The organism is Massilia sp. 05N420 (assembly GCF_056397205.1).
This window is the reverse complement of sequence record NZ_JBFTMX010000027.1, coordinates 29657-54510: the sequence shown is the minus strand read 5'-3', so window position 1 is coordinate 54510 and position 24854 is coordinate 29657. Positions and strand designations below refer to the sequence as shown.

Here is a 24854-nt window from a genome sequence, read left to right as displayed (position 1 = left end):
CGGATTCGGGAGAGGATTCTGGAGCGGCTTGCACGACTTACAGTTCTTTCTCGGTCAGCATGTAGCCGACGCTGCGGACGGTCTTGATCAGCTTTTCGGCTTCCTTCAGGGCCTTGCGCAGGCGCAGCACGTGGACGTCGACGGTGCGTTCCTCGACCGCCGAGGCATCGCCCCAGACCTTGTCCAGCAGTTGGCTGCGCGAGAACACGCGCTCGCGGTGGGCCATCAGGAACTTCAGCAGGCGGTACTCCGCATTGCCCATCTCGAGCTGGCGCCCGTCCAGGGTGACGGTGCAGCTGCCCGGATCCAGGGTCACCCGGCCGGCCGACAGCGGCGCCTCGGCCAGGTGCGGGCTCTTGCGCCGCAACAGGGCCTTGACCCGCGCCAGCAGCTCGCGCGGCGAGAAGGGTTTGGTGACGTAGTCGTCGGCGCCCGTGTTCAGGCCGGCGATCTTGTCCTCTTCCATGCTCTTCGCGGTCAGCATGATCACCGGGATGTCCTGGAAATCGCGGTCGCCGCGCAGGCGCGACAGCAGCCGCAGCCCGCTCTGGTCGGGCAGCATCCAGTCCAGCAGCAAGAGGTCGGGACGTCCATGCACGATCGAATCCCAGGCCGCCGCCACGTTGGACGCCGTGCGGATCTCCCAGCCGGTCTCGCGCAGCGAGTAGCTCACCAGCTCGACGATCGCCGGTTCATCCTCGACGATCAGGACACTCGTGTTGGCCGCCATCCGCTCAGCTTTCCGCCTGGCTGACCAGGGCCGGTTTCGAGTGGCGGATATCGCGTCCCTCGACCACGTAGATCACGTATTCCGCGATGTTCTTGGCGTGGTCGCCGATGCGCTCGATCGCTTTCGCCACCCACAGGGTGTCGAGGGCCGAGGAGATGGTGCGCGGGTCTTCCATCATGAAGGTGATCATGTTGCGCAGGATGGTGCGGAATTCATAGTCGATCTCGTCGTCCTGGGCGATGATCTGCAATGCCTGCTTGCCGTCGAGGCGGGCGAAGGCGTCCAGGGCGTCGTGCAGCATGTCGGCGGTGTTGCGCGAGATGGTGCGCACGATGTCGTAGTGGTTGAAACCGATCATGCCGCGCTCGTGCAGGCTCTTGGCGGTGCGCGCGATCTTGCTGGCCTCGTCGCCGATGCGCTCGAGGTCGGTGATCACCTTGATCGTCGCCATCACGGTGCGCAGGTCGTTCGCGGCCGGCTGGCGGCGAACGATCAGGTGGCTRCAGGCGTCGTCCAGCTGCACTTCGAGCTGGTTCACGGCCTGGTCGTCGCCGATCACCTTGTCGGCCTGGTCGGCGTTACCGACGCGGAAGGCCTCGATCGCCTCGTCGAACTGGGTTTCCACCATGCCGCCCATGAGCAGCACCTTGGAACGGATGGCTTCCAGTTCCTGGTCGTACTGCTTTGATGAATGTTCGCCTACCATGTCATTGTTCCTGTCGAATATCGTTATATTAACTTGTCAGCACGCTGCTAGCCTAACGAGGGGCTCTACAACCGTAGCGAGCGGCCGCAGGGGTGGCCGAGAAGCGCAGCCGTACATCCGGTACGGCGAGCATCGCAGGCCGCCCCTGCCGCCGCGCAGTAGGTTGTAGAGTCCCTTATCCAAAGCGGCCGGTGATGTAGTCTTGCGTCTCTTTTTTGGACGGATTCATGAACAGCTGGTCCGTCTCGCCGAACTCGACCAGCTCGCCCAGGTACATATAGGCGGTGTAGTCCGAGCAGCGCGCCGCCTGCTGCATGTTGTGGGTCACGATGGCGATCGTGTAGTCTCCCTTCAGCTCGCTGATCAGTTCCTCGATCTTCGCGGTCGAGATCGGGTCCAGCGCCGAGGTCGGTTCATCCAGCAGCAGCACGTCCGGCTTGACAGCCACGCCGCGCGCGATGCACAGGCGCTGCTGCTGGCCGCCCGACAGCGACAGGCCGCTCTTGTTCAGCTTGTCCTTGACCTCGGCCCACAGCGCCGCCTTCTTCAGCGCCCATTCCACGCGCTCGTCCATCTCGCCCTTCGACAGGTTTTCATATAAGCGAACCCCGAAGGCGATGTTGTCGTAGACCGACATCGGGAACGGGGTCGGCTTCTGGAACACCATGCCGACTTTCGCGCGCAGCATGTTGACGTCCACGCCCGGCTCCAAAATATTGCGTCCGCGGTAGAGGATCGATCCCTCTGCGCGCTGCCCTGGATACAAATCGTACATGCGGTTCAGGGTCCGCAGCAGGGTCGACTTGCCGCAGCCCGAGGGACCGATGAAGGCCGTGACCTGTTTGTCGTGGATGTCGAGGCTGACGTTCTTCAGGCTCTTGGTCTTCCCGTAGTAGAAGTCCAGGCCCTGGACTTCGATGGTCTTGGCTTTCGGCTTGTTCACGGTCGCTTTGGCGTTCGCGGTGGAGATGGCGGCTTGGGTCATCATGATCATGTTATTGCGGGTTCTTTTGGCGGAACAGGGTCCGCGACAGGATATTCAGGAGCAGCACGCTGAAGGTCACCAGCAGGGCCGCGCCCCAGGCGATCGACTGCCAGTCTTCGTAGGGGCTCATGGCGAAGCGGTAGATGACCACCGGCAGGTTGGCCATCGGCTGGTTCATGTCGGCCGTGAAGAACTGGTTGTTCAGGGCGGTGAACAGCAGCGGCGCGGTTTCGCCGGAGATGCGGGCCACGGCCAGCAGCACGCCGGTCACGACGCCCGCCTTCACCGCGCGCAGGCGCACCGTGGTCGCCACCTTCCAGCGCGGCGCGCCGAGGGCGAAGGCCGCTTCGAGCAGGCTGTTCGGCACCAGGTGCAGCATGTTGTCGGTGGTGCGCACCACCACCGGAATCGCGATCAGCGACAGCGCCAGGGTGCCGGCATAGCCCGAGAAGTGGCCCATGCGCGGCACCAGCAGCGCGTAGACGAACAGGCCGACCACGATCGAGGGCGCCGACAGCATGATGTCGGTGACGAAGCGGGTGACGGCGGCGAACTTGTTGTTCTGGCCGAACTCCGCCAGGTAGATGCCGGCCAGGATGCCGACCGGGGTGCTGACCAGGGCGGACAGGCCGACCATCAGCAGACTGCCGACGATGGCGTTGCGGATGCCGCCCTCGCTGCCCGGCGCCGGCGTGTCCAGCGAGAACAGGGTATGCGAAAGCGCACCGAAACCGTGCACCAGCAGGGTGAACAGGATCCAGGCCAGGAAGCCCAGGCCGACGGCCATCGCCAGCACCGACAGTGCGATGCCGATGCGGTGGCCCAGCAGGCGGCGGCGGTAGACCGGATTCATGACGCCTTCCATTTATTTTGCTCCTTCTTTGCGGGACATACCCAGCAACATCAGTTTGGCGGCCGACAGCACGATGAAGGTGATCGCGAACAGGATCAGGCCCAGCGCGAACAGCGAAGACACGTGCAGCGGCGAGCTGGCCTCGGCGAATTCGTTGGCCAGGGTCGACGAAATCGAGTTGCCGGCGGCAAACAGCGACCAGGAGATCTCGTTGGCGTTGCCGATCACGAAGGTGACGGCCATGGTCTCGCCGAGCGCGCGGCCGAGACCCAGCATGACGCCGCCGACCACGCCGTTACGGGTATAGGGCAGCACGATCTTGCGCACCACTTCCCACTTGGTGCAGCCGAGGCCGTACGCCGATTCCTTCAGCACCGCGGGGACGATCTCGAACACGTCGCGCATCACGGAAGCGATGAAGGGGATGATCATGACGGCCAGGATGATGCCGGCGGTGAGGATGCCCAGGCCCATGGTCGGGCCCTGGAACATCTTGCCGACGAAGGGCAGCAGGCCGAGGGTCTTTTTCAGCAGCGGCTGGATGTGGTCGCCGAAGAAAGGCGCGAACACGAACAGGCCCCACATGCCATAGATGATGGAAGGGACGCCGGCCAGCAGCTCGACCGCGGTGCCCATCGGGCGCCGCAGCCAGGCCGGGCAGATCTCGGTCAGGAACAGGGCGATGCCGAAGCTGATCGGCACGGCCACCAGCAGCGCGATGACCGAGGTGGCCAGGGTGCCGGTGATGGCGATCAGGGCGCCGAACTGGTCGTTGACCGGGTCCCATTCGTTGGTGACGATGAAACGCGCGCCGAATTCACGGAAGGCCGGCGCCGCGCCGATCGCCAGCGAGACGATGATCCCGACCAGCACCAGCAGCACGGAAGCCGCGAACAGCAGGGTGACTTTATGGAAGAAGAAGTCCTGGATGCGCTGCTTGCGCATGGTGTTGCGCAGGCGGGCAGCGCTGGCGTCGTCCAGGGCTGCCTGATCTGCTGCGATCGCGGTTTGTGCGCTCATGTGTTTATTCAATTTTTTGAACCGTTTGCACGTGGTTCCCGCCTACGCGGGAACCACGTGGTCAATCCTTACCAGATCGCCTTACCCGAAGCATCCTTCAGATTGGCCTTCCAGGCGTCCTGCACCAGCTTGTTCACGCTGTCCGGCATCGGCACGTAGTCCAGGTCGGCCGCTGCGGCGCCGCCGTGCTTGAAGGCGTAGTCGAAGAACTTCAGCACTTCCTTGCCCTTGGCGGCGTCTTCCTGGGTCTTGTGCACCAGGATGTAGGACACGCCGGTGATCGGCCAGGCGGCCTTGCCCGGCTGGTCGGTCAGGACCACCGAGAAGCCCGGGGTCTTGGCCCATTCGGCGTTGGCGGCGGCGGCCTTGAAGGCGTCGTCGTCCGGCTGCAGGAAGACGCCGTCGCGGTTCTTCAGCTGGGTGTGGCTCATCTTGTTCTTCTTCGAGTAAGCCCACTCGACGTAGCCGATCGAGCCCTTGATGCGCTGGACGTTGGCGGCGACGCCGTCATTGCCCTTGCCGCCCACGCCGGTGGCCCACTTCACCGCGGTGCCGGCGCCGATCTTGGCCTTGAATTCCGGGTTGGTCTTCGACAGGTAGTCGGTGAACAGGAAGGAGGTGCCCGAGCTGTCGGCGCGGTGCACGACGGTGATGTCTTCGGCCGGCAGCTTGACGCCCGGGTTCAGGGCGGCGATGGCCTGGTCGTTCCACTTGGTGATCTTGCCGAGGAAGATGTCGGCGACGACCGGACCGGTCAGCTTCAGCTGGCCGGGAGCGATGCCATCCAGGTTCACCACGGTCACCACGCCGCCCATGATGGCCGGGAACTGGAACAGGCCGGCCTGGTTCAGCTCGTCGGCTGCCAGCGGCATGTCGGAGGCGCCGAAATCGACGGTCTTGGCCTTGATCTGCTTGATGCCGGCGCCCGAGCCGACCGACTGGTAGTTGAGGCCGTTGCCGGAGGCCTTCTTGTACATCTCCGCCCACTTGGCGTAGATCGGGTACGGGAAGGTAGCGCCCGCACCGGTGATGTCCGCTGCCAGGGTCGCGGTGCTCGCGAAGGCGGCCGAGGTGCCGATGATCAGGGTTGCCAGCAGTTGCTTCATGCGCATATCAGGTCCTTGGTTACTTGGTTAAGGGTGGTGACGCCGTGCTAATGCTGCGCAGTGTAGTAGGCGAATATGACGGCTTTATGACATGGCCGTCATGGATGTCATATAGGGCGGACGGCACTATGCGGAACAGCGGAAATCGATCCTTGTAAATGCCTTATTCTCTGCTACCGTGAAGGTGTAGGGACTGTATGGAGGGTTTGATCAGCGTGCGCACGCCACGCCAGCCGAGCGTGCGGAATCATCGGGGAGGACTCGCCAAACGGCGTTTATGTCGATGTTGGCCTTGATTGCAGTCGGAGCAGTATTGGCAGGGATCGCCGGACTGGTGATCTTCGAAGCCATCAGCGAGGGCCATGGAGGCTCGGAGAAGTTGACGGACCGCTATCACGAATAGCAGCGAAGGCTTGATAGCCTGAAAACCGAAGCGGCGAGGCCCAATGGGCGCTCGCCGCTTTCATTTTTTATCGAGGAAAACTCAGCGCAGGAAGCGCGAAAGCTGGGTCATGGCGTTCAAATCCAGGTTCAGGAACTGGAACCCGACCTTGAAATCGCCGCCGCTGAAGATGCAATAGATGACTTTGGCGCGCGCCGCGATCGGCGCCAGCTTGCCGTCGACCAGCAGGTCGAAGCTGAGCTGCCCCGCCTGCCCCACCTGCAGCGGATGGTCCACCGCGATGCTGACGCCGTTGGAGCCGACGTCCGAGGTCCGTCCCGGGATCGGCCCCATGCCCTCCATCGCGACAACCGCCTTCACCTTCACGATCTTGCGTCCCGACTGCCTTTGATCTTTCATTACCTTTTTACCTTGACCACTCATCAAACGAGCCAGGGATTATAAAGGTTCAGTCGAGCTCCCGCAGCTTGCTGAAGGCTTCGTCGATGCGTTCGACCGCGACGATGGTCATGCCTTCGATCTTCTGCTTCGGCACATTCGATTTCGGGATCACGGCAATCGAGAAGCCCAGCTTGGCGGCTTCGCGCAGGCGTTCCTGGCCGCGCGGGGCCGGACGGATCTCGCCGGCCAGGCCGACTTCGCCGAACACCACCAGCCCGCGCGGCAGCGGTTTGTTACGCATCGATGAATTAATGGCAAGCAGCACCGCGAGGTCGGCCGCCGGTTCCGCGATCTTCACGCCGCCGACCGCGTTGATGAACACGTCCTGGTCGAAGGCGGCGATGCCGGCGTGGCGGTGCAGCACCGCCAGCAGCATCGCCAGGCGGTTCTGTTCGAGGCCGACCGACAGCCGGCGCGCATTCGGCAGGTGGCTGGCGTCCACCAGCGCCTGGATCTCGACCAGCAGCGGCCGCGTGCCCTCCTGGGTCACCATCACGCAGGATCCCGGCACCTGGCTGTCGTGCTGGGACAGGAACAGCGCCGAGGGATTCGACACACCCTTCAGGCCCTTTTCCGTCATCGCGAACACGCCCAGCTCGTTGACGGCGCCGAAGCGGTTCTTGATCGCCCGCACCAGGCGGAAGCTGCTTTGCGTGTCGCCCTCGAAGTACAGCACGGTGTCGACGATGTGCTCGAGCACGCGCGGGCCGGCCAGCGCGCCCTCTTTCGTGACGTGGCCGACCAGGATGATGGTGATGCCGGTCTGCTTGGCCACCCGGGTCAGCTGGGCCGCGCATTCGCGCACCTGGGAGACCGAGCCCGGCGCCGAGGTCAGCGCGTCCGAGTACAGGGTCTGGATCGAGTCGATCACGGCCACCTCCGGCTTGAGGTCGGCCAGGGTGCCGAGGATCTTCTCGAGCTGGATCTCGGCCTGCAGCTTCAGGTCCTTGGCCTCGACCTGCAGGCGCTTGGCGCGCAGGGCGATCTGGGCGCCCGATTCCTCGCCCGATACATACAGGGTGTTGCGGCTCGCGGCCAGGTTGGACAGCGCCTGCAGCAGCAGGGTCGACTTGCCGATGCCGGGGTCGCCGCCGATCAGCACCACGCCGCCGGCCACCAGGCCGCCGCCCAGCACGCGGTCGAATTCCTCGATGCCGGTGCCGAAGCGCGGCACGTCGAGCGCCTCAATGTCCTTCAGCGACAGCACCGGCGCGGTCTGCGCCAGGCTCTTGTGCATCTGGGGCGTCTGCGACATGCGGTTCAGGCCGGCGGTCTCGACCTGCTCGGTCATGGTATTCCAGGCCTTGCAGTCCGTGCACTGGCCGGTCCAGCGGCTCGCCACGGAGCCGCAATCGCTGCAGACGAAACTGGTACGGGATTTTGCCATTGCTTGTTCTCTTATATTAGAGCGCTCTCAGTCGGTTCCGAGGCGGCCTTCGGCAACGCGCACGCGCGGCGCCAGGGCGCACATCAATTCATAGCCGATCGTCCCGGCGCTGGCCGCGACTTCGTCCACGGGCAAGCCGTCGCCCCACAGGACGACCTTGCTGCCGACCCGCGCGTTGGCGACCGGGGTCAGGTCGACCGTCATCATGTCCATCGACACCCGGCCCACGAGACGGGTCCGGACACCGTCCACCAGCACCGGCGTGCCGTGCTCGGCGTGGCGCGGATAGCCGTCCGCGTAGCCGCAGGCGACCACCCCGATCGTCATCGGCGCTTCCGCCACGAAGCGGCTGCCGTAGCCGACCGTGTCGCCGGCCTCGATCCGCTGGATCCCGATCAGCTCCGATTTCAGGGTCATGGTCGGCAGCAGGCCGTAATCGCGCGCCGAAGCGCCGCCCGGGGTGCCGCCGTACAGCATCACGCCGGGACGGACCCAATCGTTGTGCAATTCCTTGGCGAGTTCCGCCTGGTGCAGCACGCCGCCGGAATTCGACAGGCTGCGCTGCCCTTCCAGGCCGGCCGCCCCTTCGCGGAAACGGCGCACCTGCTCGGTAATCGACAGGCGCGGGTGCTCCAGCTCGTCGGCGTTGGCGAAATGGGTCATCAGGGTGATGTTGCGGATGCCGGGAATGGCGCGCAGGCGCTTGTAGGCGGCCGCGTACTCGCCGGGACGGAAGCCGAGCCGGTTCATCCCCGTGTTCATCTTCAGATGGACGTCGATCGGGCGGTAGAGCTGGGTATATTCCAGCATCTGGATCTGCTCCAGGCAGTGCACCGCGCTATTGATATTGTGCTCGGCCAGCAGCGGCACGTCGGAGGCGTCGAAAATACCCTCCAGCAGCAGGATCGGCTTGACCCAGCCCATTTCGCGCAGGCGCAGGGCGTTCTCGGTCTCGATCAGGGCCAGGCCGTCGGCCTGGGCGAAACCGCGCATGCCGCGCTCCAGGCCGTGACCGTAGGCATTCGCCTTGACCACCGCCCACACCCTGGCGGTCGGCGCGCAGGCGCGGGCGCGGGCCAGGTTGTGCTGCATGGAATCGAGATGGATGAGGGCGTGGATCGGGCGTGGCATAGGGCGAAGATGGGGTCGAAACTGGCGAAAGTAAGTGCTATTTTAGCGCCAACTCGGCGCCAACCGGGGCCGCTGCTGTTGAAATGGCGTGTTGTCGATTTCTTTGGCGCGGCGGGCTTTCATGGTATAAAGCAACCCACACTAGCTTTTAGAACGTTTCGAATGATCCGTGGTTTTTATACCATCATGGCGGCGCAGTTTTTTTCGTCGCTCGCAGATAGTGCGCTGTTGTTCGTCGCCATCGATCTGCTTGCAGCGATGCATGCGCCACCGTCGCTGATTCCTCTGTTAAAACTCTCATTCGTCCTGTTCTACGTCCTCCTGGCTCCTTTCGTCGGCGCATTTGCCGATTCGATGCTCAAGGGCCGGGTGATGTTCATTGCCAATCTCATCAAGATTTTCGGCTGCGGGCTCGTGTTCACCGGCATTCATCCGCTGCTCGCTTATGCCGTGGTCGGCTTCGGCGCGGCCGTGTACTCGCCTGCCAAATACGGCATCCTGACCGAACTGCTGCCGCCGGAAAAGCTCGTCGTCGCCAACGGCTGGATCGAAGGCTTGACGGTGCTGTCGATTATCCTGGGCACCGCGTTTGGCGGCGCCCTCGTCAGCCCGATGGGCGGCGCCTGGCTTGTGGGTCTGCACCTGCCCGTCATCCAGGACATCATCGCGACACCGAGCCAGGCCTCGCTGGCCGTGCTGATCGGCGTGTACATCCTGGCGGCCATTTTCAACCTTGGCGTTCCAGACACGGGCGCCCGCTATGATCACCAGGAGCGCAACCCGACCAGGCTGATTGCAGACTTCGCCAACTGCTCGGCCACGCTGTGGAAGGACAAGCTAGGCCAGATCTCGCTGGCCGTCACCACGCTGTTCTGGGGTGCCGGCGCGACGCTGCAACTGATCGTCATCAAGTGGGCCGAGCGTTCGCTGAAAATGCCGCTGGATAAGTCGAGTTTCCTGATCGGCACCTTCGCACTGGGCGTCGCCGCAGGCGCCGCCGCCGCGGCCAAGATCATCCCGTTGAAGAAATCGCTGACCGTGATTCCGCTGGGCGTCGTCATGGGCCTGGTCGTGACCAGCATGACCCTGGTGCATTCGGTGACGGTCGCCGTGCCCCTGCTGATGATCATCGGCCTGCTGTCCGGCTTCTTCGTGGTGCCGATGAACGCCCTGCTGCAGCACCGCGGCCACGTGCTGATGAGCGCCGGCCACTCGATCGCGGTACAGAACTTCAACGAGAACCTGTCGATCCTGACCATGCTGGCGGTATACGCCATCATGCTCACGCTGAACCTGGACCTCAACATCATCATCGTCCTGTTCGGCTGCATGCTCGCCGGCCTGATGCACATGATCGGCCGCCGCCACGCCGCCAACCAGCGCGAGCACGACTCGCTGGCGCTGATCGGCGAGCACAAGCACTAAAAATTCGGGGTCAGAGCACTTTTCCGCTTTAATTCGGGGTCAGAGCACTTTTTTGCCGCTTTAATTCGGGGTCAGAGCACTTTTTTGGGCAATTGCTCCGAAGAGTGAGGCCCCGAGGCTCATGAAATATTCTTTCAATATTTTTCTAAAAATGAAAGAATATTTCATCCATTTGCCGAATCTCTTGAGTGCGCCTTCCGCACGGCCATGTTCCCAAAAATCGCTCTGACCCCGAATTGAAGGGGAAATGTGCTCTGACCCCGAATTTTAGGGGTGGGGGCGGGTGATGGCGCGTTCGCGCCAGTCGTCGGGGACGATGAAGCCGCGCTCGGTTTCGATGATGGCGCCCTGGCCGTTGATGCCGCCGTTGGCCCGACCATCGCGGACCAGCGCCACCAGCACCGGCGTGCCCGAGCTGGCGAAATGGTCGGCGAGTTCGGCCACCAGCTGGGCGCGGTCCAGCATCCAGGTCGCGGACGAGGCGCGGAAAGGCGGCAGCCATTGCAGGCGCGGCAGGATCAGGAAGCGGTCGGCGTCCATCTGCTCCAGCTCGGACAGCGCGCACCAGAAGCCGCGGCAGTGGCCGGCGCTGATGCCGTTCATGGCGAAATAAGTCCCGGCCGGATAGAACAGCCAGCCTTTCACCAGGGCCTTGGCACTGGTCACCGGGCGCGGCAGCACTTCCCGGGCGGCCGGATGGCTTCCGAGCTGCAGCTGGCGATCGAACACCTTGCGCATCTTGCGGCCCAGGCTGTCGGCCAGGTTGGGGCCGACGAAGTTGTCGAAGCTGGCCGCGAGGCCTTCGTGCGCCTCGCCCTGCAGCAGGTAGAACTTGGTGGCGAACTCGATGTGCTCGAGGCCATCCGGGCCGGCATCGAGCAGGAAGTCGAATTCGCCGATGGTGGCGTCGCGCCCGGCGCGCACTTGCAAGCCATGGGCCACCAGCCTGCCCTGCTGCGCGAAATAGAAGGCCATCAGCTTTTCGGCGTACAGGCCGAGGCGCGTGGTCATCTTGGCGCCGAGCGCTTCGTCGAGCGCGGACGGATCCTGGTCCAGGGCGACCAGCCAGCGCTCGGTTTCCAGCGTCATCGGCCCGAGGGTGGCGATCCGGCCTTCCCAGTGCGGGTCGTGGATGTCGAGCAGGTCGGGCGCGTCCAGCAGCCAGGCCAGGGCCCTTACCCTGGCGCGCCGCAGGTGGCTCCAGCGGCGCTCGAAATGCGCCTGGTAGTTGTCAGCCGCGCCGCGCACGGCTTGCCCTTGCCGCGCACAGGTCGGCCCAGGCCAGCGCCTTGTCGCCGCCGCGCCGCAGCAGCTCGCCCGGATGCAGGGTCGCGACCAGGGTCGCCTCGCCGTCCCGCAGCGGATACGGCTTGCCGCGCACGCCGGCCAGCGGCTCCGCCAGCGGACGCCCCAGCAGGGTATTGGCGGCGATCTGGCCCAGGGTCAGCACGGTGCCGGCACCGGTCAAGGCCAGCTCGCGCTCCAGGTAGGGACGGCAGGCCGCCGCCTCCTCGGACGTCGGCGCGCGATCGCCGCCGGCGGACGTGGTCGGGCGGCACTTGATCAGGTTGGTGATGTAGACATCGCGCTCGCGCGACAGCTCGACCGCGGCCAGCATATTGTCAAGCAGCTTGCCCGGATCGCCGGCCAGCGGGATGCGAGCCTTTTCGTCGGCCGCCGTGGTCGCCCCGGCCGCCACCAGCCAGCGCGCCTTCTTCGACCCCGTGCCCGGCACCGGCGCACGGCCGTCGCGGCAGGCGCTGCAGCGGCGGCAGGCGGCGATCGCCAGCTGCAGCCGGTCCCAGTCCATCTGCGCGATTTCTTCCGGCGTGGCATCGAGCGGCAGCGCGGCATCGTCCCAGGCGAGGTCTTCGGGCGCCACCGGTGCCAGGGCCGATACCGACTGGGCGACCGGCTGCAGCGGACGCGGCCCCTGCTCCGCCGGACGCGGCGCAGGCGCGCGTGAAGGTGCAGGCACCGCTACAGGTGCGGGCGCGGCGAACGCATCCTCGGCCGCATCCGGCGGCGCAGCCGGTGCAAGCGGCGCGGCTTCCGCCACCACCGCCTCCACGGCCCGCTCCAGGGCAGYCGCCTCCTCCAGCGGCGCCGCAGCCTCGACGGCCGGCGCCACCGGCGCATCCCGCAAATGCCACAGCGGCGTGATCCCCATCTCCGCCAGGAAGACGGCGTCGCGGTCGGCCAATCCGTTCATAGTACATACCTCATCACGATCGCATCCTCGCGGCGTCCCTCATGGGCGGGATAATACCCCTTGCGGCGCCCGATCTGCGTGTAGCCGTAGCGCTCGTAGACCTTCAGCGCGCGTTCGTTCGACGGCCTCACCTCGAGCAGGATCGAGGCCATGCCCATCGCCCGCGAACGCGCCGCGATCCGGTCCAGCAGGTGACGTCCCAGGCCGGTGCCATGGCGCGCGCCGCACACGGCGACGTCCAGCAGGTGGGCTTCGTCCACCGCATACATCAGCAGGAAGTAGCCGGCCAGCGGACCTTCGTCCGGTTCGCGCAGCACCCAGGCATCGTAGCCGCTGGCCAGCGAATCGACGAAATTGCCGCGGCTCCAGGGATGCGGGAACACGCTCTGTTCGAGGGCATGGACCTCGTCGATGTCCGCCGCCGTCATCGGCCGCAATGCCAGGGACTGCTGCGCGCGAACGTCCATCAGCCGCCCGCCTTGGCCGCGTTGATCGCCTGGCGCTCGGCGCTGGTATAGGCGACCTTGTTGCGCAGGTAGAGGGGCTGGGCCTGGTCGGCCGGCACCGCCAGGCCGGCGGCCAGCGCGCCCACGCCCAGCACGGCCATCTCGCGCGCGTGCGGCAGCATGTCGCCGATGGCGTTCGCGGCGAAGTCCTTGCCGGCGAAAGCGTCCGGATAGGCCGCGAAGCCGTTGCCGCAGGCGGCCAGGCCGGCGGCCGGCAGCGGCGCGACGTCCTGGGGCGCGCACAGGGCGGGCGCCGACACTTCGCTCCAGCCGCCATCCCGATAACGATACTGGGCCCAGTAGACTTCGCCCATGCGCGCATCCAGCACCGCCAGTACCTCGGTCGCCCCGGTGCGGGCGCGGCAGGCTTCGGCCATCGCCTCCAGGGTCACCAGCGGCAGCACCGGCAGGCCGGCGCCGAAGGCCAGGCCCTGGGCCACGCCGCAGGCGGTGCGCACGCCGGTGAAGGAACCGGGACCGGCGCCGAAAGCGACGGCGTCGCAGTCAGCCAGCGCGACGCCGGCTTCGCGCAGCAGGTCCTGCACCATCGGCAGCACGGATTGCGAGTGGGTGCGGACCCCGGAGGATTCGCGGGCGAGGACGGTGTGCGGCAGCGCGTCGCTATTGAACAGCGCGCAGGAAGCCAGTTCGGACGAGGTTTCGATGGCAAGGATGATAGGCATGCCGTATTTTAACCCGTGGCGCCTGTCGGCCAAAAGCCGTAAAATCCGGCCCATGCAAAGCCTGACTCTCGAGCCCGACAATCGCGACCAGCTCGCCGCCGCCCTGGACGGCGAAGGCTGGGTCGTCGCCTGCTTGTGCGCCGCCTGGTGCGGCACCTGCTCGTCCTACCGCGCCGCCTTCGACGGCCTGGCCGCGCGCCACCCGGACAAGACCTTCGTCTGGATCGACATCGAAGACCAGGCCGACGTGGTCGGCGACCTCGACGTCGAGAACTTCCCTACCCTGCTGCTGCAACGCCGCGACATGGTCGCCTTCTTCGGTACCATGCTGCCGGATGCGAACCTGGCCGACCGCCTGGTGCAGTCCCAGGCGGCGCTGGCGGACGAGGAACTGGCGCGCCTGGCGACGTCGAGCGAGGAGCGGCGCGTGTGGCAGCGGGATGCCAATTTGCGCGTGTTATTGAACAACGCCGAATAATCACGCCAGACGCAAGGGCAAACTCCGCAAACGCTGCCCGGTCAATTTGAACAGCGCGCTCGCCACCGCCGGCGCCACCGGCGGCGTGGCCGGCTCGCCCATCCCCTCGGGCGCTTCCATGCTCGGCACGATCACGGTCTCGACCAGCGGCGCCTCGCTCATCCTCAGCACCGGATAATCGCCGAAGTTGCCCTGCTGGACGCGGCCGTCCTTCAGCGTGATCTCGCCGCCGAGCGCCGCCGACAGGCCGAACACCACCGCCGACTCGACCTGCTGGGCCACAATGTTCGGATTCACGACGATGCCGCAATCGACCGCGCACACCACGCGGTGCACGCGGATCTGCTTCCCGTTGACCGAGACCTCGGCCACCTGCGCCACGATGCTGCCGAAGGACTGGTGCACCGCCACGCCGTGCGCGCGCCCGTCCGGCGCGGTGCCGGCCTTCGCCAGCGCCGCCTCCAGCACCGCCAGGTGGCGCGGATGCCCGCGCAGCAGTTCGCGCCGCAGCTGCACCGGGTCCTTGCCGGCCGCGTGCGCGACTTCGTCGAGGAAGCCCTCCTTGAAGAAGGCGTTGTGCGAGTGGCCGACCGAGCGCCAGTAACCGATCGGCACCGCGCTGTCGGCGATCACGTGGGCGATGCGGCGGTTCGGGATCGCGTACTGCATGTCGTACTCGCCCTCGGCCGTGGTCTTGTCCGGGCCGATGCCCGGCAAACCGAGGTTGCGCGGGAAGTACTGGTGGCCGATCGCGCCGCTGACGGATTTGTTATCCCAGGCCAGCACCCTGCCCTCCGCGTCCAGCCTGGCCGTGAAGCGCGCCAGCGCCTGCGGGCGGTAGACGTCATGGGTGATGTCGTCCTCGCGGGTCCAGATCAGCTGCACCGGCTGGCCGCTCAGTTGGCCGCTGAGCGCTTTTGCGATCGCCACCGCCTGCGCCACCATATCGGTTTCCAGGCGCCGGCCGAAACCGCCGCCCAGCAGCATCAGGTCGAGCGAGACGTCGGCGCGGTCGACGCCGGCCACCCTGGCCGCGACCTCGACCGCCACGCTCGGCACCTGGGTCGAGCTCCACAGTTTGAGCTTGCCGTCCTTGAGCTGGGCCGTGCAGTTGATCGGCTCCATGGTGGCGTGGGCCAGGAAGGGCGCGCGGTATTCGGCCTGGATCGTCTGCGCCGAACCCTGCACGTCCTGGCTGCCGCTCTCGAAATAGGTGAAGCCGGTTTCGCTGTCGAGCAGCTTCGCGAAGTCCGCGAAGATCGCCTCGCTGGACAGGCCCGTGTGCGGGCTGGCGCTCCATTCCACCGGCAGGCTTGCCGCGGCCTGCCTGGCCTGCCACCAGGTCTTCGCCACCACCGCCACGCCGGCGCCGGCGCCGGAGAACTCCGGCAGCGCGGACGAGACCTCGACCACTTTCACGACGCCCGGCATCGCCATCGCCCTGGCGGCATCGAAGGAAGCGACGCCGGCGCCGACCACCGGCGCCATCTTCACTGCCGCATACAGCATGCCGGGCACGCGGGCGTCGATGCCGAACAGCGCGCTGCCGTTCACCTTGGCCGGGCTGTCGCGGCGCGGCACGGGCTGGCCGATCAGGCGGAACTCGGCCGGGGTCTTCAGGCGCACGTCGCCCGCTTCGATGTCGGCACCGACCACCGCGGCACGTGCCGCCAGTTCGCCGTAGCCGAGACGCCGCCCGTCCGGGTGCAGGACGTAGCCGTCGCGGGTGGACAGGCGCGCCGCATCGAGCTTCCATTGCTCGGCCGCCGCCCGCACCAGCATCGCGCGCGCCACGGCGCCGGCCTCGCGCATCGGCCCCCAGGCATCCTTCACGCTGGTCGAACCGCCGGTGAACATCAGGCCCAGCTCGCGCCCGACCTTCCCCATCACCCACTGCACGCCCTGCCTGACGCTGCCGCGGTCGTCGGGGTGGAAAGGCAGGTTCTCGCGCAGGACGGTGAGGTTGCCGAAGATCTTGTCGATCGGCGCCTGCGAAATCCGCACATTGACCAGCGGCGCATCGAGTTCCTCGGCCAGCAGCATCGGCAGCGCGGTGTTCACGCCCTGCCCCATCTCGCTGCGCGGGACGACCACCGAGACGGTGCCGTCGGCCGCGATCGCGACCCAGCCGTTGAGGGCGACGGCGCCGGCCTCCACGGCCAGCGGGCTGGCGCTGCGCAGGCGCTGGCGCGGCGGCGCGCAGCCCCAGCCGACCAGCAGCGCGCCGCCGGCGGCCAGTCCACCCAGCAGGAAACGGCGCCTGCCGCGCGCAGGCTTGCCTGCCTCAGTCCGGTCCTGCTCCTGCGTATTCGAGTCTCGCATTCGTGTTCTGTCCCCATTGTGCCAGCAGCTGCTCCGGCGGCATGGGCCGGGCATACAGGTATCCTTGCGCGCGCCGGCAGCCGTGCCGCAGCAGGAAGGCGGCCTGCTCGCCGGTCTCGACGCCCTCGGCGATCACCGCCAGGTTCATGCTCTTGCCGAGCTGGATGATGGCGATCGCGATCGCCTCCTCGTTTTCCTTATTGGTCGCGTCGGTCGAGATGTCCCGGATGAAGCTGCGATCGATCTTCAGGGTCTGCACCGGCAGCTGCTTCAGGTAGGCCAGCGAGGAGTAGCCGGTGCCGAAATCGTCGATCGCCAGTTCGACGCCGATCGCGTGCAGCTCATTAATATACTGCATCGCGTCGCCGGTGTTCATGATCACCGACTCGGTCACCTCCAGCTGCAGGCGGTGCGCTGGCAGGCCGGTCTCGCGCAGCACCCGCTCGACACCGGCGGCCAGGCCGCCGCGGTCGAACTGGCGCGCCGACAGGTTGACCGCGATCTTCGGCACCACCAGGCCGGCCTCGTCCCAGCACCTCATCTGGCGGCAGGCCTGTTCCAGCACCCAGCCGCCGAGCTGGTTGATGAAGCCGATGTCCTCGGCCAGCGGAATGAAGCGGTCCGGCCCCAGCTGGCCCAGCTCCGGGCTGTTCCAGCGCACCAGCGCCTCGACCCCGATCAGGCACCCGCTGTCGATCTCGACCTGGGGCTGGTAGGCCAGCCAGATCTCGTCCTTCTCGATCGCGCGGCGCAGCAGGGCTTCCAGGCGCAGGCGCTCGACGCCCTCGCCGTCCATCGACGGCGCGTAGAAGGCATAGCCGTTGCGGCCGCGCGCCTTGGCCTGGTACATGGCGACGTCGGCATTGCGGATCAGGACGTTCAGGTCGGAGGCATCCTGGGGAAAGAGGCTGATGCCGACGCTGCCGGTGACGAACAGCTCGTAATCCGACACCAGCGCCGGCTGCTCGAACAGGCGCATCAGCTTTTCCGCCACCATGCGCGCGCCGCGCTCGCCGTCGACATCCTCGAGCAGCACGATGAACTCGTCGCCGCCCAGGCGCGCCAGGGTGTCGCCGTCGCGCAGGCAGCCGGACAGGGTGGCCGCGACCTGCTTGAGCAGCTCGTCGCCGATGTGGTGGCCGAGGGTGTCGTTGACGTTCTTGAAGCGGTCCAGGTCGATGAAGATCACGGCCAGCTGCTCGTCCCCGCGCGCCGCGCGCGTCATCGCATGCTGCAGGCGGTCGTGGAACAGCAGGCGGTTCGGCAGGCCCGTGAGCGGATCGTGGTGGGCCAGGTGGTCGAGCTTTTCCTGCGATTCCTTCAGCTTGGTGATGTCGCTGAACACGCAGACGTAATGGGTCACCGTATCGCAGTCGTTACGCACCGCCGACACCGTCAGCCACTCGAGATAGACCTCGCCGCTCTTGCGGGTGCTCCAGATCTCGCCGCGCCAGAAGCCGGTCTCGGCGAGGGCGCGCCACAGGGCGTCGTAGAATTCCGGCGCATGGCCGGCGCTGCTGGCCATGCTGGCGCGGGTCAGGCCCGATTCCCTGCCCAGCGCCTCGCTCTCGGTATAGCCGGTGATCTGGGTGTAGGCCGGGTTGACGGCGACGATCCGGCCATGCACGTCGATCACCATCACGCCGTCGGCGATGTGCTCGAGCACGGTGGCGGCCAGGCGCAGTTTTTCCTCGGCTTGGCGGCGCCCGGTGACGTCCGCGTAGACCCAGATGCTGTCGCCATGCGGGCGCTCCGGATCGACCGCGCGGCCGCTCACCTGGCACATGAACAGGCTGCCGTCGCGGCGGCGGTAAAGGTGCTCGGTGCTGAACTCCTTGCCGCCGGCGAGGACGGCCTCGCTGGCGGCGATGCCGCGCTCGTAGGCCTCGATGTCCTCGAACAGCACCGCGATCGATTCGCCGACCAGCTCTCCCTCCTCGTAGCCGAACAGCTCGTCGAAGCGGCGGTTGGTCGAGACGATGCGCAGGTCGCGCTCCTGGACGATGCCGAACATGACATTGTCGAGCACCGCCTCCTGCTCCGCCAGCAGGGCTTCGATGCGCATCTCGTTGTGCTTGCGCTCGCTGATGTCGGAGATGATGCCGTCGATCCAGAAGGCGGCGTCGCCGTTCTGGCCCACCGGCTGGCCGCTCTCCAGCACCCAGCGCTCGACGCCGTGGGCATCGACGATCCGGTATTCGATCTCGTAGGGCAGCGCCGCCAGCACCGCTTCCTTGGCCAGGCGCCGCCGCATGCGCCGGTCTTCGGGCGCGACGATGTCGGACCAGCGGTCGGTGTTGGCGCTCATGAACAGACGCGCCGGATAGCCGGAGATGTCCTTGATGGCGTCGCTGACGAAGTCGATGCTGCCGCCCGGGCGGGCGCGGAACACGGCCCCCGGCACCTGGGTCACGATGGTGCGGAAACGCTCCTCGCGGCGGCCGATGTCGGCGAACAGTTCGCGGATCGCGAGCCGCATGGTGTCCATCTGCGCGCCCAGGCGTCCCAGCTCGTCGCGCGAGGCCGGCACCAGCGGGGTGTCGAAGTCGCCGCGCGCGAGGCGGTCGGAAAAGCCGGTCAGGCTGCGCAGCGGCGCCAGCAGGCGGCGCTTGAGCAGCATGACGATCAGCAGCAGCGAGACCGCCAACTGCACCGCCAGTACGCCGGCATAGCGCCACTGCTTGAGGCGCAGGTCGTGCTGGCTGCGGCTGTCGTCCATCTCGACCAGCACGTGGCCGATCGGCTGGCCGTGCACGATCACGGTCCGCTCGGTGCGGAACACCTGGCCCTCGGCGGCGGCGGGGGCGCGCTGGTCGATGAAATCCTCGTCGGTCTGGGCCCGCACCTGCACGTGCAGCACGGCCGGGTCGCGCATCACCGATTCGACCAGCGAACCGGCGGCGTCGGCGTTCATGTTCCACAGCGATTCCTGCATGCCGAGTGCGAGGATGTCGGCATTGCGCTGCAGGGTCTCGTCCAGCATGGTGCGCGCGGCCTGGCGCTCCTGCACCACGACCAGGAAATAGCTGCCCACCAGGGCTGGCACCACCAGCCCGCCGAGCACCATCAGCAGCAGCGCGCCGTACAGCGAACGCCCATACAGGTGCAGCGGCCGCAGGGGCAGCACGCGCTTGGCGACTCTGGACATGAACCTGGAAGCAAACATGGCAGACAGGACGCCAGCGCCCGGAAGCGCCAGCGGATAGGTGTGGATTGCTTGTTTAGTGTTGGCAGATTATGCACACAAAGTTGCCACAAGTCAGCAAATTGTCACGACCGGAAGGCGTATGGACGCGAAGCGTGACCGTGCAGCCACGTTTCGGTATTGCTATGATGCGTCACCACTACTATATAGAAGGAGATGAACGATGAGCTTGTCGATGTATTCCGCATCGGTGCCGGTGTTCCGGCAGGTGCTGGGCAGCCTGTCGGCGATCCTGGACAAGGCCGAGTCCCATGCCGACCTGAAGAAGATCGAGCCGCAGGCCCTGTTGCAGGCGCGCCTGTTCCCGGACATGTTCCCGCTGCTGCGCCAGGTACAGGTGGCGGCCGATTTCGCCAAAGGCACGGTGGCGCGCCTGGGCGGCGTCGAGGTGCCGCGCTACGAAGACGTCGAAACCGACTTCGCCGGCCTGCGCGAGCGCATCGGGAAGACCCTGGCCTTCATCGACAGCGTGCCGCGCGACGCGATCGAGGCCGGCGCCGGCCGCGAGATCACGGTGGGCACGGGCGCCAACCAGCGCCAGTTCAGCAGCGGCCAGCCCTACCTGCTGCACTACGCCCTGCCGAACTTCTACTTCCACGCGACGACCGCGTACGACATCCTGCGCCATAACGGGCTGGAGATCGGAAAGCGCGATTTTATCGGGAGCTTCTGAACGCCGTTCCCGCGAAAGCGGGAACGAAGTAACTTAGGTGTTGCGGCGCGGATAACCCTGCGACAGAATCCGCTGCCACACGACTTCCTTCTCCTCGGACGTCATCGACACCCAGTGCGCCACCTCGACCACGGTGCGGCCGCAGCCGCGGCAGATTTCGTCGAAGGTGGTCGAGCAGACCGCGACGCAAGGTGTGTCCGGACGTTCCGGCAGTGCGGCGCCCATCCGGTCAGCGGGCCGGGCCGACATCGAGCTTGTCCCAGCCTTCGTGGCCGAGCGCTTCCATGGTCTCGATATTCTTCTCGAAGATCGCTTCGGCCTCCGGGAAGGCGTCCACCGCGCGGTCGATGCTTTCCTCGCGCAGCAGCTGCAGGATCGGATAAGGCGCGCGGTTGGTGTAGTTCGAGATGTCGTTCTGGTCGGCGTCCGCGAACTGGTAGTCCGGGTGGAAGCTCGCGACCTGCAGCTCTCCGTCCAGGTGCATGTCCTCGACCGCGGCATCGGCCACGTCCAGGAATTCGTTGAAGTCCAGGAAGTCGTTCAGCACGAAGGGATGGATCAGCAGGGTCGTGTCGATCTTTTCCGGATCGGTATCGGACAGCTCCTGCAGCTCGTTCATCAGGGTTTCGAGCAGCTCTTCCGGCGTGCGCGCCGGCGACACCACGTAGCGCACCTGCTCCTTCACGTACACCGCCTTGGCGAAGGGACACAGGTTCAGGCCGATGACGGCGCGTTCCAGCCAGCGGCGGGTGGCGGCGATGATTTCGTCATCGTCCGCGTTGAGGTTGGCAGTACTCATGATCTTTCTCAAATTGCAAAAAGCGCGGCGCGCAGAGACCGCATTGTACGCGCACTTTGCGTGCCCTCATAGATGGACTGGCAAGCCGGGGTAACTTGGCAGGCACCGCAAACGGCTCTGGTATTAGCCTCCGGCACCGGTTTTTTCCTTGCCTTTATGACTACAGAAACTCTCGACAGGAAATTTATTTGCTTCCATATTTCCAATATACACCCCGGTGTATTTGATTATCCTTGGAAATTTTCCTACGAAAACACTTCCAAACAAGCACATACCCCTGAGTAAGTTGTCAAAATACAAGTAAGCGTTATCAAGTTTGATAGTCAAAAAATTTTGTAACCGAGAGGACTTAATTCTTGACTGGCGCGCCGACCGGTCCGTACACTCCCCGTTTACTCGTCAGTCCTAACCGTTCCTGGACGCAACACTGGAAAGCTATGTACGAAACGACTCGCACCACCCAAGCCCTGGCCTTCGCGATCCTGCTGGCTCCCGCGATCAGCCACGCCGCCGACAGTGCCCCGAGCACGATCACGCAAAGTTCCTCCGGCATCAGCAGCGCCGCGATCGCCAGGCCGGCCCTGCCCGCCTCCCTGACGGCGGTCAAGGCCGACGACTACAAAGACCCCGACCTGTGGGCGCGCATCCGCAGCGGCTACGCGATCCCGGACGTCGACAACGCCCTGGTCGCCAAGCACATCCAGTGGTACGCCAGCCGTCCGGACTACCTGGCGCGCACCTCGGGCCGCGCCTCGCTCTACCTCTATCACGTGGTGCAGGAGCTGGAAAAGCGCGGCATGCCAACCGAACTGGCGCTGCTGCCGGTGATCGAATCCGCCTTCAATCCACAAGCCCTGTCGACCGCCGACGCGTCCGGCCTGTGGCAGTTCGTGCCGGGCACGGGCAAGGATTTCAACCTCAAGCAGAACATGTTCAAGGACGAGCGCCGCGGCGTGCTGGCCTCGACCGACGCCGCCCTCACCTATCTGCAGCGCCTGTACACCATGTTCGGCGACTGGCAGCTGGCCCTGGCTGCGTATAACTGGGGCGAAGGCAATGTCCAGAAGGCGATCCAGAAGAACCGCGCGGCCGGCAAGCCGACCGACTTCGAGAGCCTGGCCGAGCTGATGCCGGCCGAGACCCGCAACTACGTGCCGAAGCTGCAGGCGGTCAAGAACATCATCGCGAATCCCGGCCAGTACGGCGTGAGCCTGCCGGTGATCGACAACCAGCCCTATTTCACCACCGTCGACAAGACCTCGGACATCGACCTGGCCGTGGCCGCCCAGCTGGCCGAGATGTCGATCGACGAGTTCAAGGCCCTGAATCCGCAGTTCAAGAAGCCTGTCATCACCGGCGAATCGACCAAGATCCTGCTGCCGAAGGAAAACGCCGAGAAGTTTCACCTGAACCTGGCCCAGTGGGGTCACGCGCTGTCGTCCTGGACCACCCACAAGATCACCGGCGCCCGCGAAACGATCGCCTCGCTGGCCTCGAAGTTCGGCACCACGCCGGAAGTCATCCGCCAGGCCAACAACATCCCGCCGCAGATGCGCCTGAAGGCCGGTTCGACCATCCTGGTGCCGAAGACCAGTACCTCGACCGCCTCGGACATCGCCGAGAACATCATCGACAACGCCCAGATCGCCCTCGAAGCGGACCGCGGCGACAGCAAGCGCAAGGGCCAGAAGCTCAGCGGCGCCCAGCGCATCAAGGCCAGCGCGGCGAACGCCGTGGCCGAGATCAAGGCCCGCGTTTCGCGCGGCAACAAGCCGGCGCTGAACTCGCACGGCCGCAAGCACCGCTAAGCGCCCCGGGCAGCCTTCCACTGCGTCGCTGCACTGCGGCATGAACCTCCCCGCAAGCCGGCCTGCACGATACGCGCAGGCCGTGCACGCTTTGCGAAAATACGGTATAGTGTCGTTTGTGCGTTGCAAAACGCGTTCGCGTACACGTCGTCGCGGCAATGCACCGGTAATACCGTAGCAAGACAATTAGCAAGCTTCGCAAGCCCAGGTATCGTAGAAAGATACCTTTCCATAAAGCCCCCCCGCCCTGTGTGCCGTTTGTTAAAAGGCACCATCCCGGCGCAAAGCTTTTGTGCCGAAATTTCTTTCGTTTCTGAGTCATTTCGTATTGTTGGCTCGCGTTGCTATTTCGCGTTCCGCTGTTGAATAGCGTAGCGCTCACCGATTTATACCGAGAGTAAAGAACACAATGAGTTTTGAAGCACTAGGCTTACACACGTCCATCGTCAAAGCAGTGTCGGTTGCCGGCTATGAAAAGCCGACCCCGGTGCAGGAGCAGGCTGTGCCCGCCGGCATCGCCGGCCGCGACCTGCTGGTCTCGTCGCAAACCGGTTCGGGCAAGACCGCGGCATTCATGCTGCCGGCCCTGAACAAATTCGCCAACCAGGAAGCGGCCCCGATCGGCCGTACCCCGGCCCAGGAAGCGCAAGCCGCCAAAGCGCGTGGCGAGCGCGTCCGTTTCAAGCCGGCCCAGCCGAAAATGCTGGTCCTGACCCCGACCCGCGAGCTGGCCCTGCAGGTCACCAGCGCCACCGAGCAGTACACGGCCTTCATGCGCCGCATCCGCGCCGTCTCGATCCTGGGCGGCATGCCCTACCCGAAACAGATGCAGCTGCTGGCGAAGAATCCTGAAATCCTGGTGGCGACCCCGGGCCGCCTGATCGACCACATGGAGTCCGGCAAGATCGACTTCTCCCAGCTCGAGATCCTGGTGCTGGACGAAGCCGACCGCATGCTCGACATGGGTTTCATCGAAGACATCGAGAAGATCGTCGCCGCGACCCCCGATTCGCGCCAGACCATGCTGTTCTCGGCCACCCTGGACGGCGTGGTCGGCAACATGGCCCGCCGCATCACCAAGGACCCGATGGTGATCCAGATCGCCAGCGGCACCAAGCGCCACGAGAACATCGTGCAGAAGGTGCACTTCGTCGACGACCTGTCGCACAAGAACCGCCTGCTCGACCACCTGCTGCGCGACGAAACGCTGGACCAGGCCGTGGTGTTCACCGCCACCAAGCGTGACGCCGACATGATCGCCGACCGCCTGAACATCGCGGGCTTCGCGGCCGCCGCCCTGCACGGCGACATGCACCAGGGTGCACGCAACCGCACCCTGGACAGCATGCGCCGCGGCCAGGTGAAGGTGCTGGTCGCCACCGACGTCGCCGCCCGCGGCATCGACGTGCCGACCATCACCCACGTGGTGAATTACGACCTGCCGAAGTTCCCGGAAGACTATGTGCACCGCATCGGCCGTACCGGCCGCGCTGGCCGCAACGGTATCGCCGTTTCGCTGGTGAACCATGCGGAAGGCATCAACGTCAAACGCATCGAACGCTTCACCAAGCAGACCATCCCGGTCGACGTGGTCGCAGGCTTCGAGCCGAAGCGTTCGGCACCGGCGCGTTCGGGCAACCGTCCGGGCTGGAAGCCGGGCGACGGCCGCAACAGTTCGGGCAAGCCGGGCCAGCGCAGCTTCCACAAGCCGGGCTCCGGTCCGCGTGAAGGCGGCTTCCGCAGCGAAGGCAGTGGCTACCGCGCCGATGGCGAAGGCCAGCGCCGCGAAGGCGGCTACAACCGCGAAACCCGTCCGGCCGGCGCATACAACCGCGAAGGCGGCCCGCGCCGCGACAGCGCCAGCGCCCCGCGCGAAGGCGGCTTCCGCTCCTCGCACCCGCGTTCGGCGGACAACGCCCGCCGCACCTTCGGCGATCGCTGATCTCCGGATCGTGTGAGTGTCAAAAAGGCTGCTTCGGCA

General features: G+C 65.8%; 22 protein-coding genes. 5 read left to right on the top strand and 17 right to left on the bottom strand.

Annotated elements, in window-relative coordinates; all coding sequences use genetic code 11:
* Window positions 1–37 precede the first annotated feature (37 nt).
* The 9 genes from AC1DIX_RS17960 to alr all read right to left on the bottom strand — a co-directional run bounded on the left by AC1DIX_RS17960 (window position 38) and on the right by alr (window position 8762).
* Complete coding sequence (locus tag AC1DIX_RS17960) at window positions 38–730, bottom strand: response regulator (protein ID WP_442123158.1); 693 nt, start codon at window positions 728–730, stop codon at window positions 38–40.
* A gap of 4 nt (window positions 731–734) precedes the next feature.
* Window positions 735–1436 carry a phosphate signaling complex protein PhoU gene (phoU, locus tag AC1DIX_RS17955; RefSeq protein WP_442123159.1) on the bottom strand — a complete coding sequence of 234 codons (702 nt, stop codon included), beginning with the start codon at window positions 1434–1436 and terminating at the stop codon, window positions 735–737.
* Window positions 1437–1611: 175 nt separating this feature from the next.
* Window positions 1612–2421, bottom strand: a complete 810-nt coding sequence (pstB, locus tag AC1DIX_RS17950) for a phosphate ABC transporter ATP-binding protein PstB (RefSeq protein ID WP_442123235.1) — start codon at window positions 2419–2421, stop codon at window positions 1612–1614.
* Window positions 2422–2431: 10 nt separating this feature from the next.
* Window positions 2432–3286 (bottom strand): phosphate ABC transporter permease PstA, encoded by an 855-nt coding sequence (gene pstA, locus AC1DIX_RS17945; protein ID WP_477326196.1) that lies wholly within the window; start codon window positions 3284–3286, stop codon window positions 2432–2434.
* Window positions 3287–4294 (bottom strand): phosphate ABC transporter permease subunit PstC, encoded by a 1008-nt coding sequence (pstC, locus tag AC1DIX_RS17940; protein ID WP_477326194.1) that lies wholly within the window; start codon window positions 4292–4294, stop codon window positions 3287–3289.
* Between the two features lie 68 nt (window positions 4295–4362).
* Entirely contained in the window at window positions 4363–5406 is a 1044-nt protein-coding gene (gene pstS, locus AC1DIX_RS17935) for a phosphate ABC transporter substrate-binding protein PstS (RefSeq protein WP_442123162.1), read from the bottom strand.
* Window positions 5407–5884: 478 nt separating this feature from the next.
* Window positions 5885–6202, bottom strand: a complete 318-nt coding sequence (locus tag AC1DIX_RS17930; protein WP_477326192.1) for a PilZ domain-containing protein — start codon at window positions 6200–6202, stop codon at window positions 5885–5887.
* 49 nt (window positions 6203–6251) lie between these two features.
* Window positions 6252–7631 (bottom strand): DNA repair protein RadA, encoded by a 1380-nt coding sequence (gene radA, locus AC1DIX_RS17925; protein ID WP_442123164.1) that lies wholly within the window; start codon window positions 7629–7631, stop codon window positions 6252–6254.
* A gap of 27 nt (window positions 7632–7658) precedes the next feature.
* Entirely contained in the window at window positions 7659–8762 is a 1104-nt protein-coding gene (gene alr / locus AC1DIX_RS17920) for an alanine racemase (RefSeq protein ID WP_442123165.1), read from the bottom strand.
* A 162-nt stretch (window positions 8763–8924) separates the two neighbouring features.
* Between alr and lplT the strand changes: the two genes are divergently transcribed.
* Complete coding sequence (gene lplT, locus AC1DIX_RS17915) at window positions 8925–10187, top strand: lysophospholipid transporter LplT (RefSeq protein WP_477326224.1); 1263 nt, start codon at window positions 8925–8927, stop codon at window positions 10185–10187.
* A 267-nt stretch (window positions 10188–10454) separates the two neighbouring features.
* Here the strand turns inward: lplT and AC1DIX_RS17910 are convergent, their stop codons facing one another.
* Genes AC1DIX_RS17910 through tsaB form a run of 4 tightly spaced genes read right to left on the bottom strand, consistent with a single transcriptional unit; the run spans window position 10455 to window position 13588 of the window.
* The gene (locus tag AC1DIX_RS17910; RefSeq protein ID WP_477326190.1) at window positions 10455–11435 is read right to left on the bottom strand and encodes a DUF1853 family protein; all 981 of its coding nucleotides are present in this window, start codon (window positions 11433–11435) and stop codon (window positions 10455–10457) included.
* The gene (locus AC1DIX_RS17905) at window positions 11419–12399 is read right to left on the bottom strand and encodes a uracil-DNA glycosylase (protein ID WP_477326188.1); all 981 of its coding nucleotides are present in this window, start codon (window positions 12397–12399) and stop codon (window positions 11419–11421) included. Before AC1DIX_RS17905 ends, AC1DIX_RS17910 begins: the two co-directional genes overlap by 17 nt.
* On the bottom strand, window positions 12396–12866 hold the full coding sequence (gene rimI, locus AC1DIX_RS17900) for a ribosomal protein S18-alanine N-acetyltransferase (RefSeq protein ID WP_477326186.1): 471 nt from the start codon (window positions 12864–12866) through the stop codon (window positions 12396–12398). The genes AC1DIX_RS17905 and rimI overlap by 4 nt, the downstream gene beginning before the upstream one ends.
* Window positions 12866–13588, bottom strand: a complete 723-nt coding sequence (gene tsaB, locus AC1DIX_RS17895; protein WP_477326184.1) for a tRNA (adenosine(37)-N6)-threonylcarbamoyltransferase complex dimerization subunit type 1 TsaB — start codon at window positions 13586–13588, stop codon at window positions 12866–12868. Before tsaB ends, rimI begins: the two co-directional genes overlap by 1 nt.
* A gap of 52 nt (window positions 13589–13640) precedes the next feature.
* Here tsaB and AC1DIX_RS17890 point away from each other — a divergent pair, with 52 nt between their 5' ends.
* Window positions 13641–14066 (top strand): thioredoxin family protein, encoded by a 426-nt coding sequence (locus AC1DIX_RS17890; RefSeq protein ID WP_477326182.1) that lies wholly within the window; start codon window positions 13641–13643, stop codon window positions 14064–14066.
* On the opposite strand, the gene AC1DIX_RS17885 is transcribed toward AC1DIX_RS17890, so the two are convergent.
* Both AC1DIX_RS17885 and AC1DIX_RS17880 read right to left on the bottom strand, forming a co-directional pair.
* Complete coding sequence (locus AC1DIX_RS17885) at window positions 14067–16388, bottom strand: xanthine dehydrogenase family protein molybdopterin-binding subunit (RefSeq protein WP_477326180.1); 2322 nt, start codon at window positions 16386–16388, stop codon at window positions 14067–14069.
* On the bottom strand, window positions 16351–19536 hold the full coding sequence (locus tag AC1DIX_RS17880) for a sensor domain-containing protein (RefSeq protein WP_477326178.1): 3186 nt from the start codon (window positions 19534–19536) through the stop codon (window positions 16351–16353). Before AC1DIX_RS17880 ends, AC1DIX_RS17885 begins: the two co-directional genes overlap by 38 nt.
* Before the next feature lie 220 nt (window positions 19537–19756).
* On the opposite strand from AC1DIX_RS17880, the gene AC1DIX_RS17875 reads away from it, so the two are divergent.
* A complete protein-coding gene (locus AC1DIX_RS17875; protein ID WP_442123174.1) occupies window positions 19757–20266 on the top strand; it encodes a DUF1993 domain-containing protein in 510 nt (169 codons plus the stop codon).
* Window positions 20267–20299: 33 nt separating this feature from the next.
* Here the strand turns inward: AC1DIX_RS17875 and AC1DIX_RS17870 are convergent, their stop codons facing one another.
* The gene (locus AC1DIX_RS17870; RefSeq protein WP_477326176.1) at window positions 20300–20515 is read right to left on the bottom strand and encodes a DUF1289 domain-containing protein; all 216 of its coding nucleotides are present in this window, start codon (window positions 20513–20515) and stop codon (window positions 20300–20302) included.
* Complete coding sequence (locus AC1DIX_RS17865) at window positions 20496–21065, bottom strand: DUF1415 domain-containing protein (RefSeq protein WP_477326174.1); 570 nt, start codon at window positions 21063–21065, stop codon at window positions 20496–20498. Before AC1DIX_RS17865 ends, AC1DIX_RS17870 begins: the two co-directional genes overlap by 20 nt.
* 437 nt (window positions 21066–21502) lie before the next feature.
* On the opposite strand from AC1DIX_RS17865, the gene AC1DIX_RS17860 reads away from it, so the two are divergent.
* Window positions 21503–22873, top strand: coding sequence for a transglycosylase SLT domain-containing protein (locus AC1DIX_RS17860; RefSeq protein WP_477326172.1), 1371 nt, complete (start codon window positions 21503–21505; stop codon window positions 22871–22873).
* Between the two features lie 409 nt (window positions 22874–23282).
* Window positions 23283–24815 (top strand): DEAD/DEAH box helicase, encoded by a 1533-nt coding sequence (locus AC1DIX_RS17855; protein ID WP_442123178.1) that lies wholly within the window; start codon window positions 23283–23285, stop codon window positions 24813–24815.
* Window positions 24816–24854: the final 39 nt, after the last annotated feature.

What these genes read in the sequence shown, in the direction of transcription:
- AC1DIX_RS17885 (WP_477326180.1), bottom strand. Translation starts at nt 16,388, where the DNA reads ATGCGAGACTCGAATACGCAGGAGCAGGACCGGACTGAGGCAGGCAAG.
- AC1DIX_RS17870 (WP_477326176.1), bottom strand. Translation starts at nt 20,515, where the DNA reads ATGTCGGCCCGGCCCGCTGACCGGATGGGCGCCGCACTGCCGGAACGT.
- AC1DIX_RS17875 (WP_442123174.1), top strand. Translation starts at nt 19,757, where the DNA reads ATGAGCTTGTCGATGTATTCCGCATCGGTGCCGGTGTTCCGGCAGGTG.
- pstB (WP_442123235.1), bottom strand. Translation starts at nt 2,421, where the DNA reads ATGACCCAAGCCGCCATCTCCACCGCGAACGCCAAAGCGACCGTGAAC.
- rimI (WP_477326186.1), bottom strand. Translation starts at nt 12,866, where the DNA reads ATGGACGTTCGCGCGCAGCAGTCCCTGGCATTGCGGCCGATGACGGCG.
- radA (WP_442123164.1), bottom strand. Translation starts at nt 7,631, where the DNA reads ATGGCAAAATCCCGTACCAGTTTCGTCTGCAGCGATTGCGGCTCCGTG.
- AC1DIX_RS17890 (WP_477326182.1), top strand. Translation starts at nt 13,641, where the DNA reads ATGCAAAGCCTGACTCTCGAGCCCGACAATCGCGACCAGCTCGCCGCC.
- AC1DIX_RS17855 (WP_442123178.1), top strand. Translation starts at nt 23,283, where the DNA reads ATGAGTTTTGAAGCACTAGGCTTACACACGTCCATCGTCAAAGCAGTG.
- AC1DIX_RS17880 (WP_477326178.1), bottom strand. Translation starts at nt 19,536, where the DNA reads ATGTCCAGAGTCGCCAAGCGCGTGCTGCCCCTGCGGCCGCTGCACCTG.
- alr (WP_442123165.1), bottom strand. Translation starts at nt 8,762, where the DNA reads ATGCCACGCCCGATCCACGCCCTCATCCATCTCGATTCCATGCAGCAC.
- AC1DIX_RS17930 (WP_477326192.1), bottom strand. Translation starts at nt 6,202, where the DNA reads ATGAAAGATCAAAGGCAGTCGGGACGCAAGATCGTGAAGGTGAAGGCG.
- AC1DIX_RS17960 (WP_442123158.1), bottom strand. Translation starts at nt 730, where the DNA reads ATGGCGGCCAACACGAGTGTCCTGATCGTCGAGGATGAACCGGCGATC.
- pstA (WP_477326196.1), bottom strand. Translation starts at nt 3,286, where the DNA reads ATGGAAGGCGTCATGAATCCGGTCTACCGCCGCCGCCTGCTGGGCCAC.
- lplT (WP_477326224.1), top strand. Translation starts at nt 8,925, where the DNA reads ATGATCCGTGGTTTTTATACCATCATGGCGGCGCAGTTTTTTTCGTCG.
- pstC (WP_477326194.1), bottom strand. Translation starts at nt 4,294, where the DNA reads ATGAGCGCACAAACCGCGATCGCAGCAGATCAGGCAGCCCTGGACGAC.
- tsaB (WP_477326184.1), bottom strand. Translation starts at nt 13,588, where the DNA reads ATGCCTATCATCCTTGCCATCGAAACCTCGTCCGAACTGGCTTCCTGC.
- AC1DIX_RS17865 (WP_477326174.1), bottom strand. Translation starts at nt 21,065, where the DNA reads ATGAGTACTGCCAACCTCAACGCGGACGATGACGAAATCATCGCCGCC.
- AC1DIX_RS17860 (WP_477326172.1), top strand. Translation starts at nt 21,503, where the DNA reads ATGTACGAAACGACTCGCACCACCCAAGCCCTGGCCTTCGCGATCCTG.
- pstS (WP_442123162.1), bottom strand. Translation starts at nt 5,406, where the DNA reads ATGCGCATGAAGCAACTGCTGGCAACCCTGATCATCGGCACCTCGGCC.